The sequence below is a fragment of the Nonomuraea sp. NPDC049637 genome (genome assembly GCF_040675235.1).
GTDB lineage: Bacteria > Actinomycetota > Actinomycetes > Streptosporangiales > Streptosporangiaceae > Nonomuraea.
In genome coordinates this window covers 59,986-79,161 of sequence record NZ_JBFAOM010000045.1, presented here as the reverse complement: position 1 = coordinate 79,161, position 19,176 = coordinate 59,986, and the positions used below count along the sequence as shown (strand labels likewise).

19 protein-coding genes are annotated in these 19,176 nt (G+C 71.7%); 13 read left to right on the top strand and 6 right to left on the bottom strand.

The window, feature by feature from the left end; all coding sequences use genetic code 11:
* Positions 1-826 (top strand): LysR substrate-binding domain-containing protein (locus AB0J71_RS40245; protein ID WP_364419374.1); only part of this gene is annotated, 826 nt, incomplete at its 5' end.
* Positions 827-905: 79 nt separating this feature from the next.
* Here the strand turns inward: AB0J71_RS40245 and AB0J71_RS40240 are convergent.
* Entirely contained in the window at positions 906-1,859 is a 954-nt protein-coding gene (locus AB0J71_RS40240; RefSeq protein ID WP_352323991.1) for a hypothetical protein, read from the bottom strand.
* 84 nt (positions 1,860-1,943) lie between these two features.
* A complete protein-coding gene (locus AB0J71_RS40235; RefSeq protein WP_352323992.1) occupies positions 1,944-2,096 on the bottom strand; it encodes a hypothetical protein in 153 nt (50 codons plus the stop codon).
* A 25-nt stretch (positions 2,097-2,121) separates the two neighbouring features.
* Between AB0J71_RS40235 and AB0J71_RS40230 the strand changes: the two genes are divergently transcribed.
* Complete coding sequence (locus AB0J71_RS40230) at positions 2,122-3,165, top strand: zinc-dependent alcohol dehydrogenase family protein (protein ID WP_364419372.1); 1,044 nt, start codon at positions 2,122-2,124, stop codon at positions 3,163-3,165.
* Positions 3,166-3,480: 315 nt separating this feature from the next.
* Positions 3,481-3,711 carry a hypothetical protein gene (locus tag AB0J71_RS40225; protein ID WP_352323994.1) on the top strand — a complete coding sequence of 77 codons (231 nt, stop codon included), beginning with the start codon at positions 3,481-3,483 and terminating at the stop codon, positions 3,709-3,711.
* A gap of 30 nt (positions 3,712-3,741) precedes the next feature.
* On the opposite strand, the gene rph is transcribed toward AB0J71_RS40225, so the two are convergent.
* Positions 3,742-6,339: a rifamycin-inactivating phosphotransferase gene (rph, locus tag AB0J71_RS40220; RefSeq protein WP_364419376.1), complete on the bottom strand. Its 2,598-nt coding sequence runs from the start codon at positions 6,337-6,339 to the stop codon at positions 3,742-3,744.
* Positions 6,340-6,927: 588 nt separating this feature from the next.
* Between rph and AB0J71_RS40215 the strand changes: the two genes are divergently transcribed.
* The 4 genes from AB0J71_RS40215 to AB0J71_RS40200 all read left to right on the top strand — a co-directional run bounded on the left by AB0J71_RS40215 (position 6,928) and on the right by AB0J71_RS40200 (position 10,361).
* Positions 6,928-7,458 (top strand): EF-hand domain-containing protein, encoded by a 531-nt coding sequence (locus AB0J71_RS40215; protein ID WP_352323995.1) that lies wholly within the window; start codon positions 6,928-6,930, stop codon positions 7,456-7,458.
* Positions 7,459-7,510: 52 nt separating this feature from the next.
* Complete coding sequence (locus tag AB0J71_RS40210) at positions 7,511-8,581, top strand: isocitrate/isopropylmalate family dehydrogenase (protein ID WP_352323996.1); 1,071 nt, start codon at positions 7,511-7,513, stop codon at positions 8,579-8,581.
* Positions 8,582-8,646: 65 nt separating this feature from the next.
* Positions 8,647-9,450: an isochorismatase family cysteine hydrolase gene (locus tag AB0J71_RS40205; RefSeq protein ID WP_364419370.1), complete on the top strand. Its 804-nt coding sequence runs from the start codon at positions 8,647-8,649 to the stop codon at positions 9,448-9,450.
* Positions 9,405-10,361, top strand: a complete 957-nt coding sequence (locus tag AB0J71_RS40200) for an SAM-dependent methyltransferase (RefSeq protein WP_352323998.1) — start codon at positions 9,405-9,407, stop codon at positions 10,359-10,361. Before AB0J71_RS40205 ends, AB0J71_RS40200 begins: the two co-directional genes overlap by 46 nt.
* A gap of 205 nt (positions 10,362-10,566) precedes the next feature.
* Here the strand turns inward: AB0J71_RS40200 and AB0J71_RS40195 are convergent, their stop codons facing one another.
* Positions 10,567-11,460 (bottom strand): Gfo/Idh/MocA family oxidoreductase, encoded by an 894-nt coding sequence (locus AB0J71_RS40195; protein ID WP_364419368.1) that lies wholly within the window; start codon positions 11,458-11,460, stop codon positions 10,567-10,569.
* 749 nt (positions 11,461-12,209) lie between these two features.
* Here AB0J71_RS40195 and AB0J71_RS40190 point away from each other — a divergent pair.
* The 4 genes from AB0J71_RS40190 to AB0J71_RS40175 all read left to right on the top strand — a co-directional run bounded on the left by AB0J71_RS40190 (position 12,210) and on the right by AB0J71_RS40175 (position 16,724).
* Complete coding sequence (locus tag AB0J71_RS40190) at positions 12,210-13,634, top strand: amidase family protein (protein WP_364419366.1); 1,425 nt, start codon at positions 12,210-12,212, stop codon at positions 13,632-13,634.
* A 223-nt stretch (positions 13,635-13,857) separates the two neighbouring features.
* Positions 13,858-14,436 (top strand): RNA polymerase sigma factor, encoded by a 579-nt coding sequence (locus AB0J71_RS40185; protein WP_352329530.1) that lies wholly within the window; start codon positions 13,858-13,860, stop codon positions 14,434-14,436.
* Complete coding sequence (locus AB0J71_RS40180; RefSeq protein WP_364419364.1) at positions 14,433-15,392, top strand: CU044_5270 family protein; 960 nt, start codon at positions 14,433-14,435, stop codon at positions 15,390-15,392. The genes AB0J71_RS40185 and AB0J71_RS40180 overlap by 4 nt, the downstream gene beginning before the upstream one ends.
* A 180-nt stretch (positions 15,393-15,572) precedes the next feature.
* Positions 15,573-16,724, top strand: a complete 1,152-nt coding sequence (locus AB0J71_RS40175; RefSeq protein WP_364419362.1) for a serine hydrolase domain-containing protein — start codon at positions 15,573-15,575, stop codon at positions 16,722-16,724.
* Between the two features lie 44 nt (positions 16,725-16,768).
* On the opposite strand, the gene AB0J71_RS40170 is transcribed toward AB0J71_RS40175, so the two are convergent.
* Entirely contained in the window at positions 16,769-17,671 is a 903-nt protein-coding gene (locus tag AB0J71_RS40170; RefSeq protein WP_364419360.1) for an RDD family protein, read from the bottom strand.
* A gap of 236 nt (positions 17,672-17,907) precedes the next feature.
* Here AB0J71_RS40170 and AB0J71_RS40165 point away from each other — a divergent pair, with 236 nt between their 5' ends.
* Together AB0J71_RS40165 and AB0J71_RS40160 are read left to right on the top strand one after the other, a co-directional pair.
* On the top strand, positions 17,908-18,333 hold the full coding sequence (locus tag AB0J71_RS40165) for a prolipoprotein diacylglyceryl transferase family protein (RefSeq protein WP_364419358.1): 426 nt from the start codon (positions 17,908-17,910) through the stop codon (positions 18,331-18,333).
* Positions 18,330-18,452 (top strand): hypothetical protein, encoded by a 123-nt coding sequence (locus AB0J71_RS40160; RefSeq protein WP_364419356.1) that lies wholly within the window; start codon positions 18,330-18,332, stop codon positions 18,450-18,452. The genes AB0J71_RS40165 and AB0J71_RS40160 overlap by 4 nt, the downstream gene beginning before the upstream one ends.
* A gap of 14 nt (positions 18,453-18,466) precedes the next feature.
* On the opposite strand, the gene AB0J71_RS40155 is transcribed toward AB0J71_RS40160, so the two are convergent.
* A complete protein-coding gene (locus AB0J71_RS40155) occupies positions 18,467-19,087 on the bottom strand; it encodes a DsbA family oxidoreductase (RefSeq protein ID WP_364393033.1) in 621 nt (206 codons plus the stop codon).
* Positions 19,088-19,176: the final 89 nt, after the last annotated feature.

The following is a 19,176-nucleotide window of genomic DNA, read 5'->3' as shown; positions in this document are numbered from 1 at the left end:
GCTGGCTGTACGGCTGAAACAACGCGAGGGCTGCATCCGGCTGACCGAGGCGGGCGAGCGGTTCCTGCCGGCCGCACGCGAGGCCCTGGCGGCGGCCGAACGCGCGGTCGCGGAGGTGACGGGAGCCGGACCAGTCGTGCGCATCGACACCTGGGGCCACCTGTACGCGCCGATGCGCACCGTCGCTCAAGCGGTGCAGGCGCTCAGCATGGTCCGGCTGGAGCCCGGCCCGGGACGCGACTGGCCCTCGGTCGCAGCGGCGTTGCTGCGCGGCGACACCGACGTGGGCTTCGGCCGGGTGCACCCGCTGCCGGGCGGCTCCGACGTGGGCCTCACTCAGCGGCTGGCGCGGCTGGAACCGGTCGACGCCGTGGTGAGTACGTCGCACCCGCTGGCCGCCGCCACCACACTGCGTCCGGCCGATTTGCGCGACAGCACCCTGTGGTGCCCGGCCGAGCTGACTCGCCTGGACTTCCTGCGCCGTTTCGCCGACGAGTTCCAGATCACGCGGCGACAGGACGGCCCCAATCTAGGCTTGGACCACCTTGTGCAGCACCTCCGCGCCGACGTCTCGTGCTTCACGCTCGTTCCCGCCGACGCGCCGCTCCCCGGCCACGCAGGTCTGCGCTCCATCCCGCTCGTCGAGCCGACCCCGCTGTACGCGTGGTCGCTGGTCTGGCGCACCTCCCACCGGCATCCGCTGCTCGAACCCCTGGTGCGCGGTTTCGCCGACACCGGCCGCGCCCACCGATGGCTGGACTACACGCCACAGCGGGACTGGCTCCCTGACGCCGACCACGCCAAGCTCATGGCCGAGCACGTGTGATCACTACCTCTTGGACGCGCCACACCGCGTCCAAGAGCGTCGACCCCGGTCTGACCCCGGCCGCAGCGCAGGAGCGTCCCTAGGAGAACCAGCTTCCGCCGAGTTCCTGGACGGCCTTGCCGCCCTTGGGCACCAGCACCGCCTCGCTCAGCACGTTGGTGACGCTCTTGGTGTCGTTGAGCAGGGCGAACAGGAAGAACATGCCGCCACTGGCCGTACGGAAGCCGAAGACGGAGCCGTGGCCGGCGAACCCGACGTACAACCCCTTGTTGACCTCGGGGAACGCCTTGCGGCTGTAGCTGTCCTTGGCCAGGCGGTAGCCGGAGTCGCCCTCCTTGTCCTTGTCCCCGTTCCAGAAGTTGCGGTACTCCTCGGCCACGGCGGCCGCCATCGCGTCGTCCATGTCCGTGACGTAGCCGTCGGCGTCGAGCAGCGGCTCGGGCATCCGCTGTCCCCAGTGCACCGGGGTCACGACGGCCAGCCGGAAGGACTGCCCGGCAGAGCGCAGGAACCCCAGCAGGTGCGGACGGCTGTGGCCCTTGGTGTCCCGGTAGGTCGCCTTCGCGATGAACCAGTCCCCGGCCGGTGGCTGCCGCTCCGGCCTGGGCACATAGATCGTCGGGGTGCCGGTCGGGTTGATCGGCCGGTGCGCCGGCTTCCATCCGAGCTCCTCACGGCTGCGTTCGAGCACACCCTCGTACAGGGCGCCTTCGACGAACAGCGCGTCGAGCCGGGCGTTCGACCGCCACCACTTGCGCTTCCTGAGCGCCGCGTTGTACGTGGCCAGCCACGTGCGCATGGCCGTCCGGGCCCGGGCGACGGTCAGGGCCTGCGCGGTCGCCGTGGGAGCCGGGGTGGCGCTCGCGGACGGCGCGGCGTCCGGCGACGGAGCCCGAGACGGAGACGGTGAGGCGGCGGGCGAGGCGGCGCGACTCGGCGTCGGCGGGTCCGCGGGCCGATAGGGCAGTCCCGGGATCGCACCGCAGCCGCCCAGGCTCAGCACGAGAGCCACGATCAGCGGTAGTGCGCGCACACAACTCCCCCAACACAGCCCAAAGACCCGACAAACAAGAACATATCGGATGCATCCCGCCACACCGGAATGCGAACGACCCGTTCAGCGGGACGGATCGGTGGAGGGCGGCTCCTGGGGATGGGTGGCCGCCAGGCGTGACGCGCCCGCCCTGGCCTCCGCCTTGAGCGTGTATGGCCAGGTCAGACGGGGAGGAGCCAGGAAGCCGGGACGCTCGGGCCCGCTCGCGACCACCACGCAAGAACGAATCGGAGAACTCCTGATGCGCGCAACCCTGATGTACGGTGCCGGCGACGTCCGCGTCGAGCAGGTGCCCGATCCGGCCGTCCAACTGCCCACCGACGCGCTGGTCCGCGTCACCGCGTCCTGCATCTGCGGCAGCGACCTGTGGCCCTACGGCTCGATGAAACCGCAGGACGGACCCGCCCGGATGGGACACGAGTTCATCGGCATCGTCGAGGACGTCGGCTCCCAGGTGACCACCCTCGCCCGGGGCGACCTGGTCGTGGCGCCGTTCGCCATCTCCGACAACACCTGCCGGTTCTGCCGCGAGGGCCTGCACACCTCCTGCGCCGACCCGCAGGCCGGCTTCTGGGACGCCGAACCGGACGAGGGCGGCCAGGCCGAGGCCGTACGCGTCCCGCTCGCCGACGGCACCCTGGTCAAACTGCCCGTCGAAGCCGACTCGCCCCTCATGCCGTCCCTGCTGACACTCGCGGACGTGCTCGGCACCGGCCACCACGCCGCCGTGGCCGGCGGCGTCGGCCGGCGCACCCGCGTCACCGTCATCGGCGACGGCGCCGTCGGGCTGCTGGCCGTGCTGTCGGCCAGGCGCCTGGGCGCCGAGCAGATCATCCTCATGGGACGCCACCAGGCCCGCACCGACCTCGGCCGCGAGTTCGGCGCCACCGACGTCGTGGCCGCCCGCGGCGAGGAAGGCATCGAGCAGGTACGCGACCTCACCGGCGGTGACGGCACCCACGTCGTCCTGGAAGCCGTCGGCAACATGCCCGCCTACCAGCAGGCGCTCGGGGTCGTCCGGCCGGGCGGCGTCATCAGCCGCGTCGGCGTCCCGCAGTACGACGACGCGCCGATCGGCATGGACAGCCTGTTCCGCCACAACCTGCGCCTGGCCGGCGGCCCCGCCCCGGTCCGGGCCTACATCGAGGAGCTGATGCCCGACATCCTGAACGGCGTCATCGAACCCGGCAAGGTCTTCGACGCCACCACCGACCTCGACGGCGTCCCGGCCGGCTACCGGGACATGGCCGACCGCAAAAGCCTCAAAGTGCTCGTCAAGCCCTGACCTTCCGAAGCTCCCCCGAAGCGCCGGCCGTAACAGGCAAAGCCGCGATCGACGCCGGAACGCCACCCGCGGGCGAAGCCGCTGCCAAGCGGGAGGAAGGAAACAACCCCGCGAGGAACGATCCTCAGCCCGTCACGCCACCCCGCCCGCCCCTCCCCCGCGCGCGGTCGCCATACTGCAGAAGGCGCACGGTGAAGAGCCCCCTGGTGGCCTGAGCACAGACCACCACGGCACCTCCCGCCGACCCGGTGCTCCGGAGCCGCCATCGGCCCGGAGCACCCGCGCCCACGACATCCACGACGTCGAAAGGCCCTGATGACAGCCGACCAGCCCATCTGCTGCCCCACCTGCAAGGGAGTCCTCCCCGGCCGGCAGCGCAGCGACTACACGGCCGCCCGCGGACGCCTCGTCGTCGTCAACGGCTACTGCCAGGGCCAGTGCCCGGCCCCCGAACAGCGGCCCCGCCTCCAGGCCCCCGCCGAGCACCCCGCGCCCGCCGACCACGGCACCCCGCAGCCGCTGAGCGTACCGGCGCCGGCGCTCTGACCCCGGCACGCGAGACAGGGCCGCCGCGGCTCAGTCGAGGAGCTCCACGTACCCGTCGGTCCCGTGCACGCGGATCCGCTGCCCGTCCCGGATCAGCCGGGTGGCCCCCTCCACCCCCACCACCGCCGGCAGCCCGTACTCCCGCGCGATCACCGCTCCATGCGTCATCAGGCCACCCACCTCCGTCACCAGCCCGGCGATGCCCACGAACAACGTGGTCCAGCTCGGGTCGGTGAAGGCGGTGACCAGGATGTCACCCGCCGCCAGATCGGCCCGCGCCATGTCCGGCACCACGCGGGCACGTCCCTCGACGGTCCCCGCCGACACCGCCAGGCCGGCCAGCGCCCCCGGCGGCACGTCCTCGCGCTGGTACCGGCCGGCGAGCACCTCGCCGTCCGACGTGATCACCCGCGGCGGGCGCAGCGTCTCGTGCCACCGGAAGTCCTCCCGACGCCGCCGGACGAGCTCGCCGTCGGCCTCGCCCGTGCGCACGACCTCCTGCAGTTCCTGGAACCGCAGGTAGAAGACGTCCTCCCGGTCCCGCAACACCCCCGCCCGGACGAGCCGATCGGCCTCCCGCCACAACGCCTGCTTGTAGGCCAGGTAACGGCAGACCATGCCGTATTTGGGGAACTCCCGATAGCCCGCGAACGTGCGCACCCGGGCGATCATCCGCTCGGTCTCCGCCGCCTTCCGCTCCCCGTCGGGCAGGGCCCGCAGGCGCGCCAGCACGTCCCGCTCCTTGCGCAGGGCCTCCTGACGTCCCTGCTCGAAACGCCGCGCACCGGCACCCGCCTCGAAATTCCGGACATTGCCGAGAATCACCGGAACCAGCATGGCGGGCCGCTCACTCCAGCGCGTCCGGGTGATGTCGATCTCCCCCGGGCAACGCATGCCGTACCGCTCCAGGAAGCCCCGCATGGCCTCGGCCGCCTCCCGGCCGCCGGGCAGCTCGCCCAGCTCCTCCAGGAAGCCGTCGCCCTCCCGATCCTCCGCCGCCACCCGCTGCAGGAACGCCACCACCTCCGCGTGCGGACGGATCACGTCCGCCACGTCCAGCAGCGCCAGCCCCATCTCCGACGTGACGTTGTGCGGGACGGACTGCGTCAGCACATCGGCCACGTTCCGCTCACCCAGCCACTCCTCCAGGTGATCGTTCAGCCACCAGGCCGCCTCCATCCCCGCCATGATCGCCTGGAAGCTGCGCGGACCGAACAGCAGCCGCCTCAGCTCCGCGATGTCGGCCAGGATGAACTCGAACAGCTCCGGCCCGGACAGCTCCTCGATACGGCGCCGCAACACGGCCACGGACTCCCGGCCGTCCCGGACCAGCTCGGCGACCAGCTCCGGATCGGTCTCGATCGGCGCGGGCGGAGCGGCGGCGGGCGCGACGCCCGACTCCTCCTCCGGCACCGCGCGGATGAAGTCGCCCCGGTCCACCACCGTCTGCAACGCGTCCCGGATGAGCGGATCGGACTTCCCCAACGTCCCGATGAGGTTCGCCCGGCCCGCCGCCGTCGCCAGAACCGGGGCCACGTCCACGAACAGCCGCCCGCCCGCCTCCGCCATCGGCCGCGACGTCGTCAACTGCCAGAAGGACAACCCCAGCGGCTTCATCGCGTCGGTCATCATCTGCTGATGCCCCACGGAGACGTAGACATGGTTGTCCTGGTCGTCGGCGACCGGGACCGGGAACAACGTCGTGATCGGCCGGCTCTGGACGACATGGAACTCCTCACCGGACAGACACCACTCGATGTCCTGCGGCCGGCCGAACCACGCCTCGATCCGCCGTCCCAGCCCCACCAGACGAACCGCCTGCTCATCGGTCAGAGCCCGCCGGACCGACCGCTCGGCCTCGACCGGCCCCTCCTCGGTGCCGCCCGCCGGCGAGGCCCGCACCACCCGCGCCTTGTCCCCGACCGACACGTCCACGACCCGCTCGTCCCGCACCGTGTAGACGTCCCCCGCGACCACGCCCGAGACCAGCGCCTCACCCAGCCCCCACACCGCCTCCACGACGGCGGTCCTGCGGTCCGACGTCACCGGATCCGCGGTGAACAGGACCCCGGCCGCGTCCGGGAACACCATCCGCTGCACGACCACCGCCATCCGCACCCCCCGGTGGTCGAACCCGTTACGACGCCGATAGACCACCGCCCGCTCCGTGAACAGCGAGGCCCAGCACCGCCGCACATGCGCAAGCACCTCCGCCGGCCCCACGACGTTCAGGTACGAGTCCTGCTGCCCGGCGAAGGACGCCGTCGGCAGGTCCTCGGCCGTCGCGCTCGACCGCACCGCGCAGGCCGCCTGCTCCCCGAGCCGGGCCAGCGACTCCCCGATCGCCGCCACCACGTCGTCGGGCACCGGCGCGCCCTCGATGACGGCGCGGATCTCCGCGCTCAGCGCGCGGACCGCCGCACGGTCGTCCGGATCCACCTTCGCCAGCAGCTCCAGCTGGGCGTCGAACGACGGCACCGCGGACACCACCCGCTGGAAGGCCTTGGTCGTGACGCAGAAGCCGTCCGGCACGCGGACGCCGTCGATCCGCGAGAGCTCGCCGAGGGCGACGCCCTTCCCGCCGACGTCCGCGATGTTCGCCGCGTTGATCTGCCCGAACTCCAGCACGTAACCCAATTCCGTCGCTCCATCCATCGTCGGGTTGGTTCGCAACGGGCAGTATGAACGACTTCTCGAGGTCTCATGAGGGGCGGGGATCCGCTATAAAGTGAAAGTGAGGGGACGTTCGTTTCCCCAGCATCCAGCCCGACCGCCGCTGCCGGACGGTCCGTGGGGCCGTTCGCCTCGGAAGATCACTTTCGCCGTCGCCTTTACATTGTAGATCTTGCCACGAGACGGCGACGACGCAATCACCTAAAAGCCGCCAAGGCTACCCCCATCCGGGCCACCCCCGCGCCCACCATCACCCGGAGACATGAAAAACTAGCTTCCGGGCTACAGAATCACGGCGCCCTCGAACCGCAAGTCACAAATCCCCATATAATCGGAAATATCCCCAGCTTCCCGGCGGTCCCCGCCTGCCACGGGTGCGAGAATCGCATGACTTCTCCACCTTTGTCGCCCATCGAGGCTTTCTGGCGAATTATTCCAAATGCGGGATTTTACGTTTCCATCAGCGCCAAAGACCTGGTCACCCACGCGTCTGGTTCCGTTATAGAGTCTGCACCCGGACCCCGCCGAAGAAAGGTGTCAGGCATGCAAGACGCGGCCATCGACCGAGTAAAGCTCATCTTCACCCTGTTCGACGCCGACGGCACCGGTTACCTTGAGGCCGAAGACTTCGACCGCATGGCCAACCGCGTATTGGCGGCCTCCCCTCGTTCCACAGAAGCCGCCAAGAGCGCGATCAGTGACGCTTTCCGTCGTTACTGGACGACTCTTGTCGAGGAACTCGACAAGGACAAAGACGGCCGCATCAGCTTCGAGGAGTACAGCGCGTGCGTCCTGTCCCCCGAGCGCTTCGACGACGCGCTCACCGACTTCGCCGAGGCGCTGGCCGAGCTGGGCGACCCCGACGGCGACGGCCTCATCCACCGCACCGATTTCATGGCGCTCATGACCGCCATCGGCTTCAAGCGGCGCAACGTCAACACCCTCTTCGACGCGTTCGGCCCCTCCCAGGACGACCAGGTCAAGGTCCCGGTCTGGGCCGAGGGCATCAAGGAGTACTACAGCCCCGAGAAGGCGGACATCGCGGGCGACCTCCTGCTCGGAGAGTCCAGCTGACGGCCGCCACGAGCCGGCGCGTCCGGTCTTCGACGACGAAAAGGGAGCAGTAGTGGAACCAGTCATCGGACTTGCCATCGGCCGGGGAACGGGCCCCGAGCTCGCGGCCGTCTTCGAGCGGGTGCTGGCCGGGATCGCCGACGCCTGCGGCACGAAGGTGGCCCTCACCCGCTCTGAGCGGATCTATCACTCCTACGTGTCCTTGAAGGCCGGCGCGGAGGCCGAGGAGATCCGCGAGAGCACGCGGCAGGACGCCGACCACTACACGCGCTTCTGCCGCTCGCTGGCGGCCGCCGGCGTCCCAGCCGTCTTCCGCACGGCGATCAACGCCCAGTCGCTCTACCTGGTCCGCCAGCGCCTCCAGGCGGTGAAGATCGACGCCATCACCACGGCCGGGGCCTCGCTGCTGCTGGTCAGAGACCAGGCCCAGGGCTTCTACACCGGCGAGAACGTGCATCTTCCCGGCGCGCTCGTCCGCACGATGACCTTCAGTAGGGAGATCACCGAGAAGGTCATCGCGCTGGCCGTGCGCCGGGCGCGCCAGGAGTGGCCCGACGGCCGCATCGACGAGATCGTCATGGCCTACAAGTTCCACCTGCTCGACGGCGCGCTCGACGAGTGGGTGGCCGAGAGCGCCGCGCGCCACGGCGTGCAGATCGGCCTGTTCCAGCCCGACACGGTGAACCGCAACCTCATCGAACGCGGCCCGCGGCCCCGCACGGTGATCATCGCGGGCAACGAGTGGGCCGACATCATGCACGTGGTGCTGCTCGACCGCTTCGGCTCCGAGCGGCAGGAGAACCGCTGCACCGAGAACGTCTACCTGCATCCCGACGCGTGCGGCCTGGTCGAGTACCAGACCGTGCACGGCTCCGCCGACGACCTGGCGGGCACCGGGAGGGTCAACCCGGTGGCCACCGTCCGGGCCGCGGCGGCCATCGCCGAGCGGCACGCGGGGTGCGCCGGAGCGGTGCGGATGGTCGAACGCGCCCTGATGGCGCTCGGCCGTCACGGCGTCGCCACCCCTGACGCCGGCGGACGCCACTCCACCACCGGCGTGGTCGACGCCCTCCTCGACGCCCTGGAACCCGCGGCCCAGCCGGTCCTGATGGCGGACTCATGACCGACGAGCAGTCACCGTCCCGCAAGGAACGTTCCATTCGGGTCACCGGGGAACATCAGGAACATGTGGCCGTCCCGGTTGCCGAAGGCCACCGGCCCGTCCAGGAACGTGCGGCCGTCCCCGCCGAAGGGCACCGGCCCGTCCAGGAACGTGCCGGCCTGGCCGGCGAGGAGCAGCTGCCCGGCACCGAGCGTGCGGCCCTGGTCGTCGTCGACCTGCAGAAGGACTTCTGTACCGGCCCCACCGCCCGTGCCCGTTACGCCGGTGACCCGGCGGCTCTGGAAACAGTCGCGGCCAACACGGCCAGAGCCCTCGCATCGGCGCGAGCCCGCGGCATGGACGTGGTGTTCGTCCGGTTCGTCGGTGACGCCGAGCATCAGGGGCCGAGCTGGCGGCGGCGCGACCTCGCCCAGGGCAAACCCCTCAAGTGCCTCGAAGGCACCTGGGGTGCGCAGTTCCACAAGGTCGAGCCCGCGCCCGGGGAGCCGGTCTTCACCAAGTGGGCCTGCTTCGACGCCTTCCTCAGCGAGGGCTTCGAACGGCACCTGCGCGGGCGCGGCATCGTCCGTCTGGTGTTCGCCGGCCTGTACACCGACGTCTGCGTGGACTCCACCGCACGCACCGCCTTCCAGAAGGGCTTCCACATCACGGTGCTGACCGACTGCACCGCCAGCCGCTACCTGCCCGACTCGGAGATCCTGCGCTTCATGGCCGCCCTCTACGGCGCCCATCTCACCTCCCACGACGTCCCTGGCTCGTGGATCCCGGAACAGGAGACCGCCGCGGTGTCAGCGGCCGGTCGACCGGCCCGAGAGGAGAGCACGTGCCGGACAACCGACAGCTCCAGATCGACACCGGCGTCGGCCTGACCGCGCTCATGGTCGCCGCCGCGCGGGCGATCGAGACCCACCGCCCCGATTCCCTGGCCGCCGACCCCTACGCCGAGCACTTCGTCCGCGCCTCGGCCGCCTCGGCCGCCTGGCCGACCCGTCCGCAGGACGTGCCCGGCGGCGACGCCAACCCTCTCTGGGGCAGGCTCGGCCGGTACTTCGGTCTGCGTACCCGGGTCCTCGACGACTTCCTGCTGCGCGCGGCCAAGGGGGGCATCCGGCAGGTCGTCCTGCTCGGTGCGGGGCTCGACACCCGGGCTCTGCGGCTCGCCTGGCCTCGGGGGCAGGTCGTGTACGAGATCGACCGGCCCGGTGTGCTGGCGTTCAAGGAGCACGTGCTCGACTCGCTCGCCGTCGAGCCGTCCTCCCCGGGCCGGGGCGTCCCGGCGGCACGGCGTCGGGTGGTCGCGGCCGACGTGGGCGACGACTGGGCCGGCGCGCTGCTGGCCGCGGGCTTCGACGCGAGCACACCGACCGCTTGGCTGGCCGAGGGGCTTCTGCTCTACCTGGATCCAGCGGTCGAACGCCGGCTCCAGCGGACCATCGACGTCCTGAGTGCCGAAGGAAGCGTCCTGGCGTTCGAGGCCAAGCTCGGGCTGGGGTCGCCGGCGGTCCGCGCCAACCCGGTCTACGCCTCGACCAAGGCACAGATCGGCGTGGATCTGCTCGCGTTGTTCGACAGGAAGCCGCGTCCCGACTCCATCGGGCTGCTGAGGGGGCGCGGCTGGTCCACCACCGTCCGTACGCCCTTCGACTTCACCCGTCAGCACGGTCGAGGTCCCCTTCCCGAACCGGACGACGCCTTGGCCACCAACCGCTGGGTGTTCGCCGACAAACCACGACAAAGTCACGTCTTGGGCGTCTCGGTACCCACGTTCCGCGACTGCTGACGGCCGGCTCCCGGGCCAGCCGCAAACAGACGGCGAGACTCCCTTGGCTGCCCCGACCGGTGGCGACCGCGAACGGTCGGAGAGCGGGGCGGCCCAGGTGGCGGGGCCGCGAATGGTGCCATGCGTGGCTGTCGGGGCTCTGGTCCGGCTCGGGGGCGGGGCTTGGGGGTTGGTGTCTGGGGGCGGTTGATGGTCGGGGTGGTTCTCAGGTGGTGGGGGCGTGTTCTCGTGCTGAGATCAGGATGTCCAGGATTGCGAGGGTTTCGGCCCATGGCACTGGGTTCGGGGCGCCGTCCACCATGCTGAGGAACGCCTCCATTGTCCGCACGTATCCCAGGTTGTGGACGGGGTCGGGGCCGCTTTCGATCACGATCGACTCGCTGCCGTGCCGGCCGTGGAGGGTCACCGTGTAGGCGTTGTCGTCCGAGACGCCCAGGATTTCGACCGTTCCGACTATTCCGTTCGCCCACTGCAGTGCCAGGACGCCGGTGTCCTCGGAGCTGAGTGTCCGGTAGTGGCGCCTGGTTCCGGCCGCCCCGACCAGGCGCACGTCCGGGCCCAGCAGGGCGACCAGCGGCTCGACGCCGTGGATGCCCATGGTCACGATCGTCCCGCCGCCCTCGCCGGGCGTGTCCTGCCAGGCGTTGTAGCCGTCGGCCCACTGGCCCACGTCGTGCCGGACCGTCGCCCGTACCGACAGCACGTCCTGCACGTCGGCGCGGACCTCGGCGAAGGCGGGCGCGAAACGCAGCACCGAGCCCGACATCACCCGATCGTGCACCGGCAGCCGGCGCAGGGCGTCGAGCTGCTTACTGGTCGCGGCGGCGGGCTTGTTCACGAAACACGGCACGCCGGTCTCCAGCACCCGGCCGAGGGCGGCGGGCACGTCCGGGTTGGGCAGCGTCAGCACGACGCCGTCCGGGTTTCCCGCCAGCAACTCGTCGAGGTCGCCCGCCACCTTCGCCCCGGGATGCTCCTCGGTGAAGCGCCGCAGCCGCTCGGCGTCGGGTTCCCAGACGGACAGCTCGGCGTGGTGGGCGAGGGTGCGGGCGTCGGTGTACGGATGGCTGGTGGCCAGCCCGGCGAGCGCGATGCGCACAGGTTTCCTCCAAGTGGGCGATATTTCAGGAAATGATCCACATCATGTCAGGACCGCGGGAACCGCTCCGGGCCCCCGAAGCTGGATTCCGGGCACGAGCCCATTCCAGGGGCACCAGGGCATCCCCGTTCCTGGCCGCCAGGAGCGACGCCATCTCCGGAGCACACAGGCAGCCCCACTGCCGCTCTCCAGAACCGAAGCCGTTGCTGGAGCGCAAGGGCACCCCCCTTCCCGATCCCCAGGGTCGAAGCCGTTCCTGGAGCACACGGCCACTCCCCCTCCTGGTCCCCAGGGTCGAAGCCGTTCCTGGAGGGCACGGGCACCCCACTCCCGGTCCCCAGGAGCGGAAGGTGCGCCCCGGGCTTCGGTTCGGGAGCGGTCGTGGAGAGGCGGGCCAGGGGCGTGTAGCCGGACCGGGCCGTAGCTTGTGGTTTCCGGGCGTGGTGGATGGGCTGCTCGGCGTGGACGGGTAGTTGTGGGCGGCCGTCCTGGTGTCCGGTCCGAGTGTCAGCGTCCTGAGCGAGGTGGTCGTGTTGCGGCCATGAGGGCCGGGGCCCCCGGCGGAAAACTCGGTGGACCGAAGGGCCGGTCACTGCGAGCATGGCCGGTGATGTACCGAGCGTAGGAACACGTCGATCACCGGCAGGGGGGCGGCCCAGGAGCCGTCGCTCCCTTGTCGGCAGCTCTCGGACTCTTTCCTCAGACGATCGACGTGCGGGCGCCCGAGCGCGCCCGGAGAAGGGCTTTCCATGGACATCCATGAGTACGCCAGGTACGACGCCACCGGCCTCCGCGACCTGATCAGGACGGGCGAGGCCGGCGCCGGCGAGGTCGAGACGGCGGCCCGCCAGGCGCTGGCGCAGGTTGACGAACACGTGAACGGGCTGGCGCTGCCGGTGTTCACGCCGGCGCTCGGCCACGCGACGGACGGCCCCTTCGCGGGGGTGCCGTTCCTCATCAAGGATCACGGGCCGGTGGCCGAAGGGGTGCCGTTCACGCTGGGCAGCCGGGCCTATCCCGGCGTCCTCGCCCGGCGCGACACCGACCTGATGACGCGGTTCCGCGCCGCCGGTCTGGTCACGCTGGGCCTGACCACGGTGCCCGAGCTGTGTGTCAGCTTCACCACCGAGCCCGTGCGCTACGGGCCCGTACGCAACCCCTGGGACCTCGGCCGCACCGCGGGCGGGTCGAGCGGCGGCGCCGCGGCGCTGGTGGCGGCCGGGGCCGTTCCGGTCGCGCACGCCAGCGACGGCGCGGGCTCGACCCGGATCCCGGCCGCCTGCTGCGGGCTGGTCGGGCTCAAGCTGAGCCGGGGGCGCGGCCCCTGCGGCCCGGACGCCGGCGAGCTGGTGCTCGGCATGGCGGACGAGTTCGTGCTCACGCGTACGGTCCGCGACGCCGCGGGCCTGCTGGACGCGGTCCACGGGCCGGGCGTCGGCGACAAGTACACCGCCCCTCCGCCCCGCGGGTCGTACACGCGGGAGCTCGTGACGGAGCCGGGCCGGTTGCGGGTCGCGCTGACCACCACCTCCTGGATGGGCACGGACGTGGACCCGGAAGTCGCCGCGGCGGCGGTCGCGACGGCACGCGTGCTGGAGCAGGCGGGGCACGTCGTGGAGGAGGCGAGCCCGGCGGTCGACCGGGAGGACGCCATGAGGGCGTGGATCATCGAGGCCGTCGGGGTCGCCTCCCCGTGCCTGCTCGCGCCGCGGCTGCCCGACGAGGCCAGGATGGAGGCGGTCTCGCGGGAGTTCCTGAAGGCGGCCAGGCAGGCCACCGCGCTGGACATGCTGGCGGCCTTCGACGCCCAGAACCGCGTCACCCGGTCGGCGGCGGCCTTCTTCACCGGGTACGACCTGCTCGTCACGCCCACCCTGGGCCGTCTGCCGGTGCCGCACGGCACGTTGCGGTACGACGATCCCGGCCAGACGCTGCGGGGATGGCTGGAGACGTTGTCCGGGTTCGGGCCGTTCACGCAGTTGTTCAACACCACCGGGCAGCCGGCGATCAGCCTGCCGCTGGGGCGGAGCGCCGGCGGGCTGCCCATCGGCGTGCAGCTCGCCGCCGCGTACGGGCGCGAGGACCTGCTGTTCCAGGTTGCCGCCTACCTGGAACGGGCGATGCCGTGGCGGGACCGGGTTCCGCCGATCTTCGCGGGCGGCCTGTCAGGGTGATCGGGAGGCGGCCGCTCTGAAGCGGCGGGTGAGGGAGGCTCGGCTTCGAGCGGGGGACATGGTCATACCCGGTCGAGGTCGTAGCCGCCCTTGCGGCCGGTTCAGGGCGGTCGCGCCATCGCGAGCCGACTGTGGGTGCCCGCGGACGGGCGCGTCGCGTGAACTCGATCGCCGGCTCGTGTGAAAGACGGGCGACACTACTTCCTTGCAAAGGCTCAACCACATGCCGCCCAGTACGACTCTGTCCGACGCCGCCCTGATCGAACGGTCGTGGCGAGATCCCGAGGACTTCGCCTTGCTGTTCGACCGGCACGCAGGACACATCCACCGTTATGTGGCCCGCCGGCTCGGCGACGACACGGCCGACGACGTCGTCTCCGAGACGTTCCTCGCGGCGTTCAGGCGGCGCCGGGACTACGACACCGCCCGTCCGGAGGCCCTGCCCTGGTTGTACGGCTTCGCGACCAATTTCGTCCGCCGGCACCAGCGGGCCGAGGTCCATCGCTACAAGGCGTACGCGAAGGTGGGCGCGCTGCCGGACGCGGACGACGCCGCGGAGCAGGCACTTGAGCGGGCGAGCGCGCAGGCCGTGCGCCGCCCGCTCGCCAGGGCGCTGGCCTCGCTGAAGGCCCGCGACCGTGACGTGCTCTTACTCGTGGCCTGGGCCGACCTCACCTACGAGGAGGTGGCCAACGCCCTGTCCATCCCGATCGGAACGGTTCGTTCCCGCCTCAGCCGCGCGCGGGCCATCGTCCGCGACGCCCTCGGCAGCACCGACCCCACGATGGAGCAGACCTCATGAACGACCGGACCGAGCTGACCGAGCTGCGTGACCTGTTCGCCGGCAAGCCGTACCCGACGGCGGATCGCCTCGCCCCCGCCCGTGCCGCGCTCCTGGCCGAAGCCCGTACCAAGCGCCGGCTCCGGCTCCGGGCGGCCCGGCTGCGGCGGCTGGTGCCGGCGGCGGGCCTGGCCGCGGCGATGGCCGCGGGGGTGATCGTCGTCCAGACGGTCAACTCCTCCGCGCCCGCGAACGCCGCCGAGGTGCTGCGCCTGGCGGCCGAGGCCGCGACCGCCGCGCCCTGGCCGCAACCCCGCGACGACCAGTACCTCCACTACGAGCGCATCGCGGTGGCACGCAGCGAGAAGGGGATCCCCAACGTCGTTCCGCGCCACAACACAGGCGAGGTCTGGCAGTCGGTCGACGGGTCCCGTACAGGGCTCCACTGGCACAAGCCGGCGAGGACCGTCCCCCGAGGGGGCGAGTACAAGGAGCTCCTGATCCGGTGCCCCGAACGCGGCGTCAGGCGTCTCACCTACGCCGACCTCCGCGAGTGGCCGGTCGACCGGGAGCAGCTGCGGCGCAAGCTGGCCGAACGCGGTAACGAGATGCTCCCCGGCAAGGACACGGCGACCCGGATCTGGTACGGCGTGAGCTCCGTCCTCGGCAGCCCGGTCCCGCCCGCGCAGCAGGCGGCCATCTTCGAGATCGCCGCGACCCTGCCGGGCATCGAGATGGAGGAGCTCAAGGACGCCACCGGCAAGCCGGGCATCGCGGTGACCCGGGTGGACGATCTGGGGCCCGGGGGTACCGTCTCGCGGGAATCCCTGATCTTCGACAAGGCCTCCTACGTCCTGCTGGGCGGGCAGGACTTCGTGCCGGGGCAGGGGCGTGAAGTGTGGTCCGTCAGCCGCCCGCAGGTCATCGACGCCCTCCCGGCCTGGTCCAAGTCGGTGACGCGGAAGGCCTGCGCCTGAGCCGCGCCCGGCGGACCACGGACGGACCGCAGGGCGCGACCGCCTGGCGGCGGGCCCAGTGGACCGGTTGCGGAGTACTCCCGGGGTCGTAGCCGGCCGTCCACTGATCCCCCGGCGGTAGCGGCAGGTCACTCCGCCGGCAGGACGCCACCGGACGGCGGCGCGACCATCATGGCGGGCATGAGATCAGCAGTGAGTGAGCGGGAGAGGTCGGAGGTCCTGGATTCCGCGCTGGACGCCGTGCGTCGCGCGGGGGTGCCGGGCGTGTACGCCGAGGTGCGCGACGCCGGCCGGGTGTGGCGGGGCGCCGCCGGAGTGGCCGACGTGGAGAGCGGACGTCCCGTCGAGCCCGGGATGGTGCAACGTGTGGGCAGCATCACCAAGACCTTCGTCGCGGCGGCCGTCCTGCAGCAGGCCGAGCGGGGCGACCTGCAGCTGGACGCGCCGATCGGCCGCTACCTGCCCCGGCTGGTGCCGGGCGGACGGGGGCAGCGGATCACCGTCCGGATGCTGCTCAACCACACCAGCGGCATCGCCGACTATCTCCCGGCCGCGTTCCCGTCGCTGGGCGGATTCCCCTCCCTTCCGCACGTCTCGCCGGAGAGCCTGGACGGCAACCGGTTCACGTACTTCCCGCCGGCCGAGCTGGTCAGGATGGGGCTCGCGGCGCCCCCGACCGGCGAGCCCGGCGGCTCTCCCGGCGTCTACTCCAACACCAACTACATGATCCTCGGCCGGCTCCTGGAGCACGTGACCGGCACCACGGCCGAGGGGTACGTCACCCGGCACGTCATCGAACGCGCCGGGCTGCGGAACACCGCCTTCCCCGGCGGGCCGAGGATCGAGGAACCGCACCCGCGGATCTACGAGTCGTTCTTCGGCATGATCGACCCGCCCCGCGACTACAGCGTGTACGACATGTCCTGGGTGCGGACGGCGGCCTCCCTGGTGTCCACCATGGAGGACCTCAACACCTTCTACGGCCTGCTGCTCGGCGGCGAGATCGTCGGCCTGTCCCTCCTGGCGGAGATGCACCGCACGGTCCCGGTCCGCGCCCACACCGGGGAGATGCTCGACTACGGCCTCGGCCTGCAGAGGGTCGAGATCCCGGGGGGCGGCGTCTGCTGGGGCCACGGCGGCACGGTCTGGGGAGCCACGACGTTGTCGCTGACCCGCGACGACGGCAGGCGGCAGATGTCCATCACGACGAACCTCGCGAGATGGAACAGGCCGGACTCCTCGGGCAGGCCCCAGCCCCATCCGATCGACGCCGCCCTGGCCGCCTTCGGCCGGCAGGTCATGGGTCCTCGCAAGAGCCGCAGCCGTGCGTGAATTTTTCATCGGCGTGCCCGCCTTTACAACGTAGATTTATTCCGTCAGGGCCGATCGCGGACGACCCGGGTGCCGGCCAGGCGGTCGCGCAGGGTGCGGCCCGCCGGGTCCGGCACCGCCCACAGGCCGTCCACCAGCAGCACGATCAGCCCGAACTCCGGCAGGCAGACGAGCACGGGGAACACCAGCGCCCGGACGGCCGCCCGGCGCAAGCCCGGCCAGTGCCCCGTGGTGTCGCAGACGACGCGTAAACGCAGGAGCTGCTTGCCGAACGTCCGTCCGCTCAGGACGTACACGAACATGGCGGCGACGGCGAGCAGGGGCGCCGGCTCGTCGAGGCGCAGCCAGTTCCGCAGCCCGAAGTCCAGGCGGCTCCACCCCGGTTCGAGGGCGGCCAGGAAGGTCACGAAGAACCCGTAGTCGATCGCGAAGGCCACCGCCCGGCGACCGGTGAGCCCGTACGGGACGGGCCGCCCGCCGGTCCCGGTGGCCGCCAGAACCAGCAGGGCGGACAGCAGGAGGGCCGACTCGTAGGGTCCGTACGCGTTCGCCACGGCCGCGAACCAGTCGTTGGTCAGCACGGGGACGGTCGAGCAGCCGTCCGCGGCGGTGTGGAACGGGCTGAGCGGCCCGGCGACCGCGAGCAGGGTGAGCAGGCCGGCCACGCGGCGGCCGATCAGGGCTTGGTCGCGGGTACCGGCCGACATGAGCCATCCCGCCAGAACGGTGATCGCGGGCACTCCCCACCGCAGGGCCGAGTAGGCCAGGCCGTAGGCGTCCGCCAGCGGAGGGGAGACCAGGTCCGCGAGTTCGTGGCCGTGGGCGGGGAAGGCGGCCACGCAGCCGTGCAGGGTGTACTCGCCGTCCTCGGGGTGGTGGAGGTCCCACGTGGGGTAAGCGGCGGCGGCCAGGGCGGCCAGCCAGGCGAGCAGGGTTGATCGCGACACGAATGATCTCCGTTTTTCGCGACACCCTAACGCTGACGTCCCGGATCGCTCGCGCAGTGGGGGCGCGGGATGGTCGCGGATGGGGCGGGGGTGCTCGCGGGGTGGTCGCGGGTGGGGCGGGGGTGCTCGCGGGGTGGTCGCGGGTGGGGCGGGGGTGCTCGCGGGGTGGTCGCGGATGGTTCGCGATCGGGTCACGGGGACGGCCTGGCGGCCGTTCGTCGGCTAGCGTCACCGGCATGCCCCTCGCCTCGATTCCCAGCCCTTCCCAAGGGGTCTGGCATCTCGGATTCGTCCCGATCCGGGCCTACGCGTTGTGCTTCATCGTCGCCATCGGGTTCGGCATCTGGCTGAGCGAGCGGCGCTGGCGGGCCCGGGGCGGCGAGCGGGGCACGATCGGCGACATCGCGATGCCCGCGGTGATCCTCGGGCTGGTCGGCGGCCGTCTCTACCACGTCCTCGTGGACTGGCAGACCTACTTCGGCCCGCGCGCGATCAAGGAGCCGTACCAGGCGCTGTTCGTCTGGGAGGGCGGGCTCGGCATCTGGGGCGCGGTCGCCCTGGGCGGCGTGGGCGTGTGGCTGGCCTGCCGCCGCCGGGGGCTGCCCGGTTCTGGATCGAGGGGTTGCGGATCGACCCGGTCGGCGGCGTGGACCACGCGGTGACGCTCCTGGGCCTGCGCATCAACCAGTGGACCTCGATCGTGCTGTTCGCCGGCGCGCTGGTCTTCCTCTGGGCGACTCGCCGCAAGGAGGCCGAACCGGCCCTGGAGCACAGCCGCTGACGGCCGGGACGGCGTCAGCCGGTCGGGGCGCCCAGCAGTCGTCGCAGGTCGGCGACGGGCTGGACCCCGGAGACCGGCGGGCGGCCGTCGATCACCAGGCTGGGCACGCCGGTGACGCCGTGCTCGGCCGCGCGGCGCCGGTCGGCGCGCACCTGCTCGGCGTACTCGTCGCCGGCCAGGACGGCGCCCGCCTCGGCGTCGTCCAGCCCGGCCTGGCCGGCCAGGCGCCGCAGGACCTCCGGGTCGGCCACGTTGAGCCCTTCGGTGTGGTAGGCGTACAGCAGCGCCTCCAGCATCTCCTCGGCCCGGCCGCGGCCGGCGGCCAGCTTGACCAGCCGGTGGGCGTCGAAGGTGTTCACCGGCCTGGCCAGGTGCAGGTTCAGCTCCAGGCCCTCGGCCGCGCCCACCTCCCGGATGTGGGCGACGCGGGCCGGAGCCTGCTCGCCCCACCAGCCCGCCATGGCCTCGGCGGCGGTCGGGCCGGGGGTGCGGCCCTCGTCGGGCGCGAGTTCGTGGCTGCGCCAGACGATCTCGACGCCGTCGCGGGCGGGGTGCCCGGCCAGCGCGCGGGACAGGCGTCGCTTGCCGATGTAGCACCAGGGGCACAACACGTCGGCGTAGATCTCGAGCTTCATGAACGTCCTGTCCTGATCGGGGGAAGCGGTCGGGGGCCAGGACATCGTGCAATCTCAACTGCGCTTGAGGTCAACCCGGCGGCGGGAGG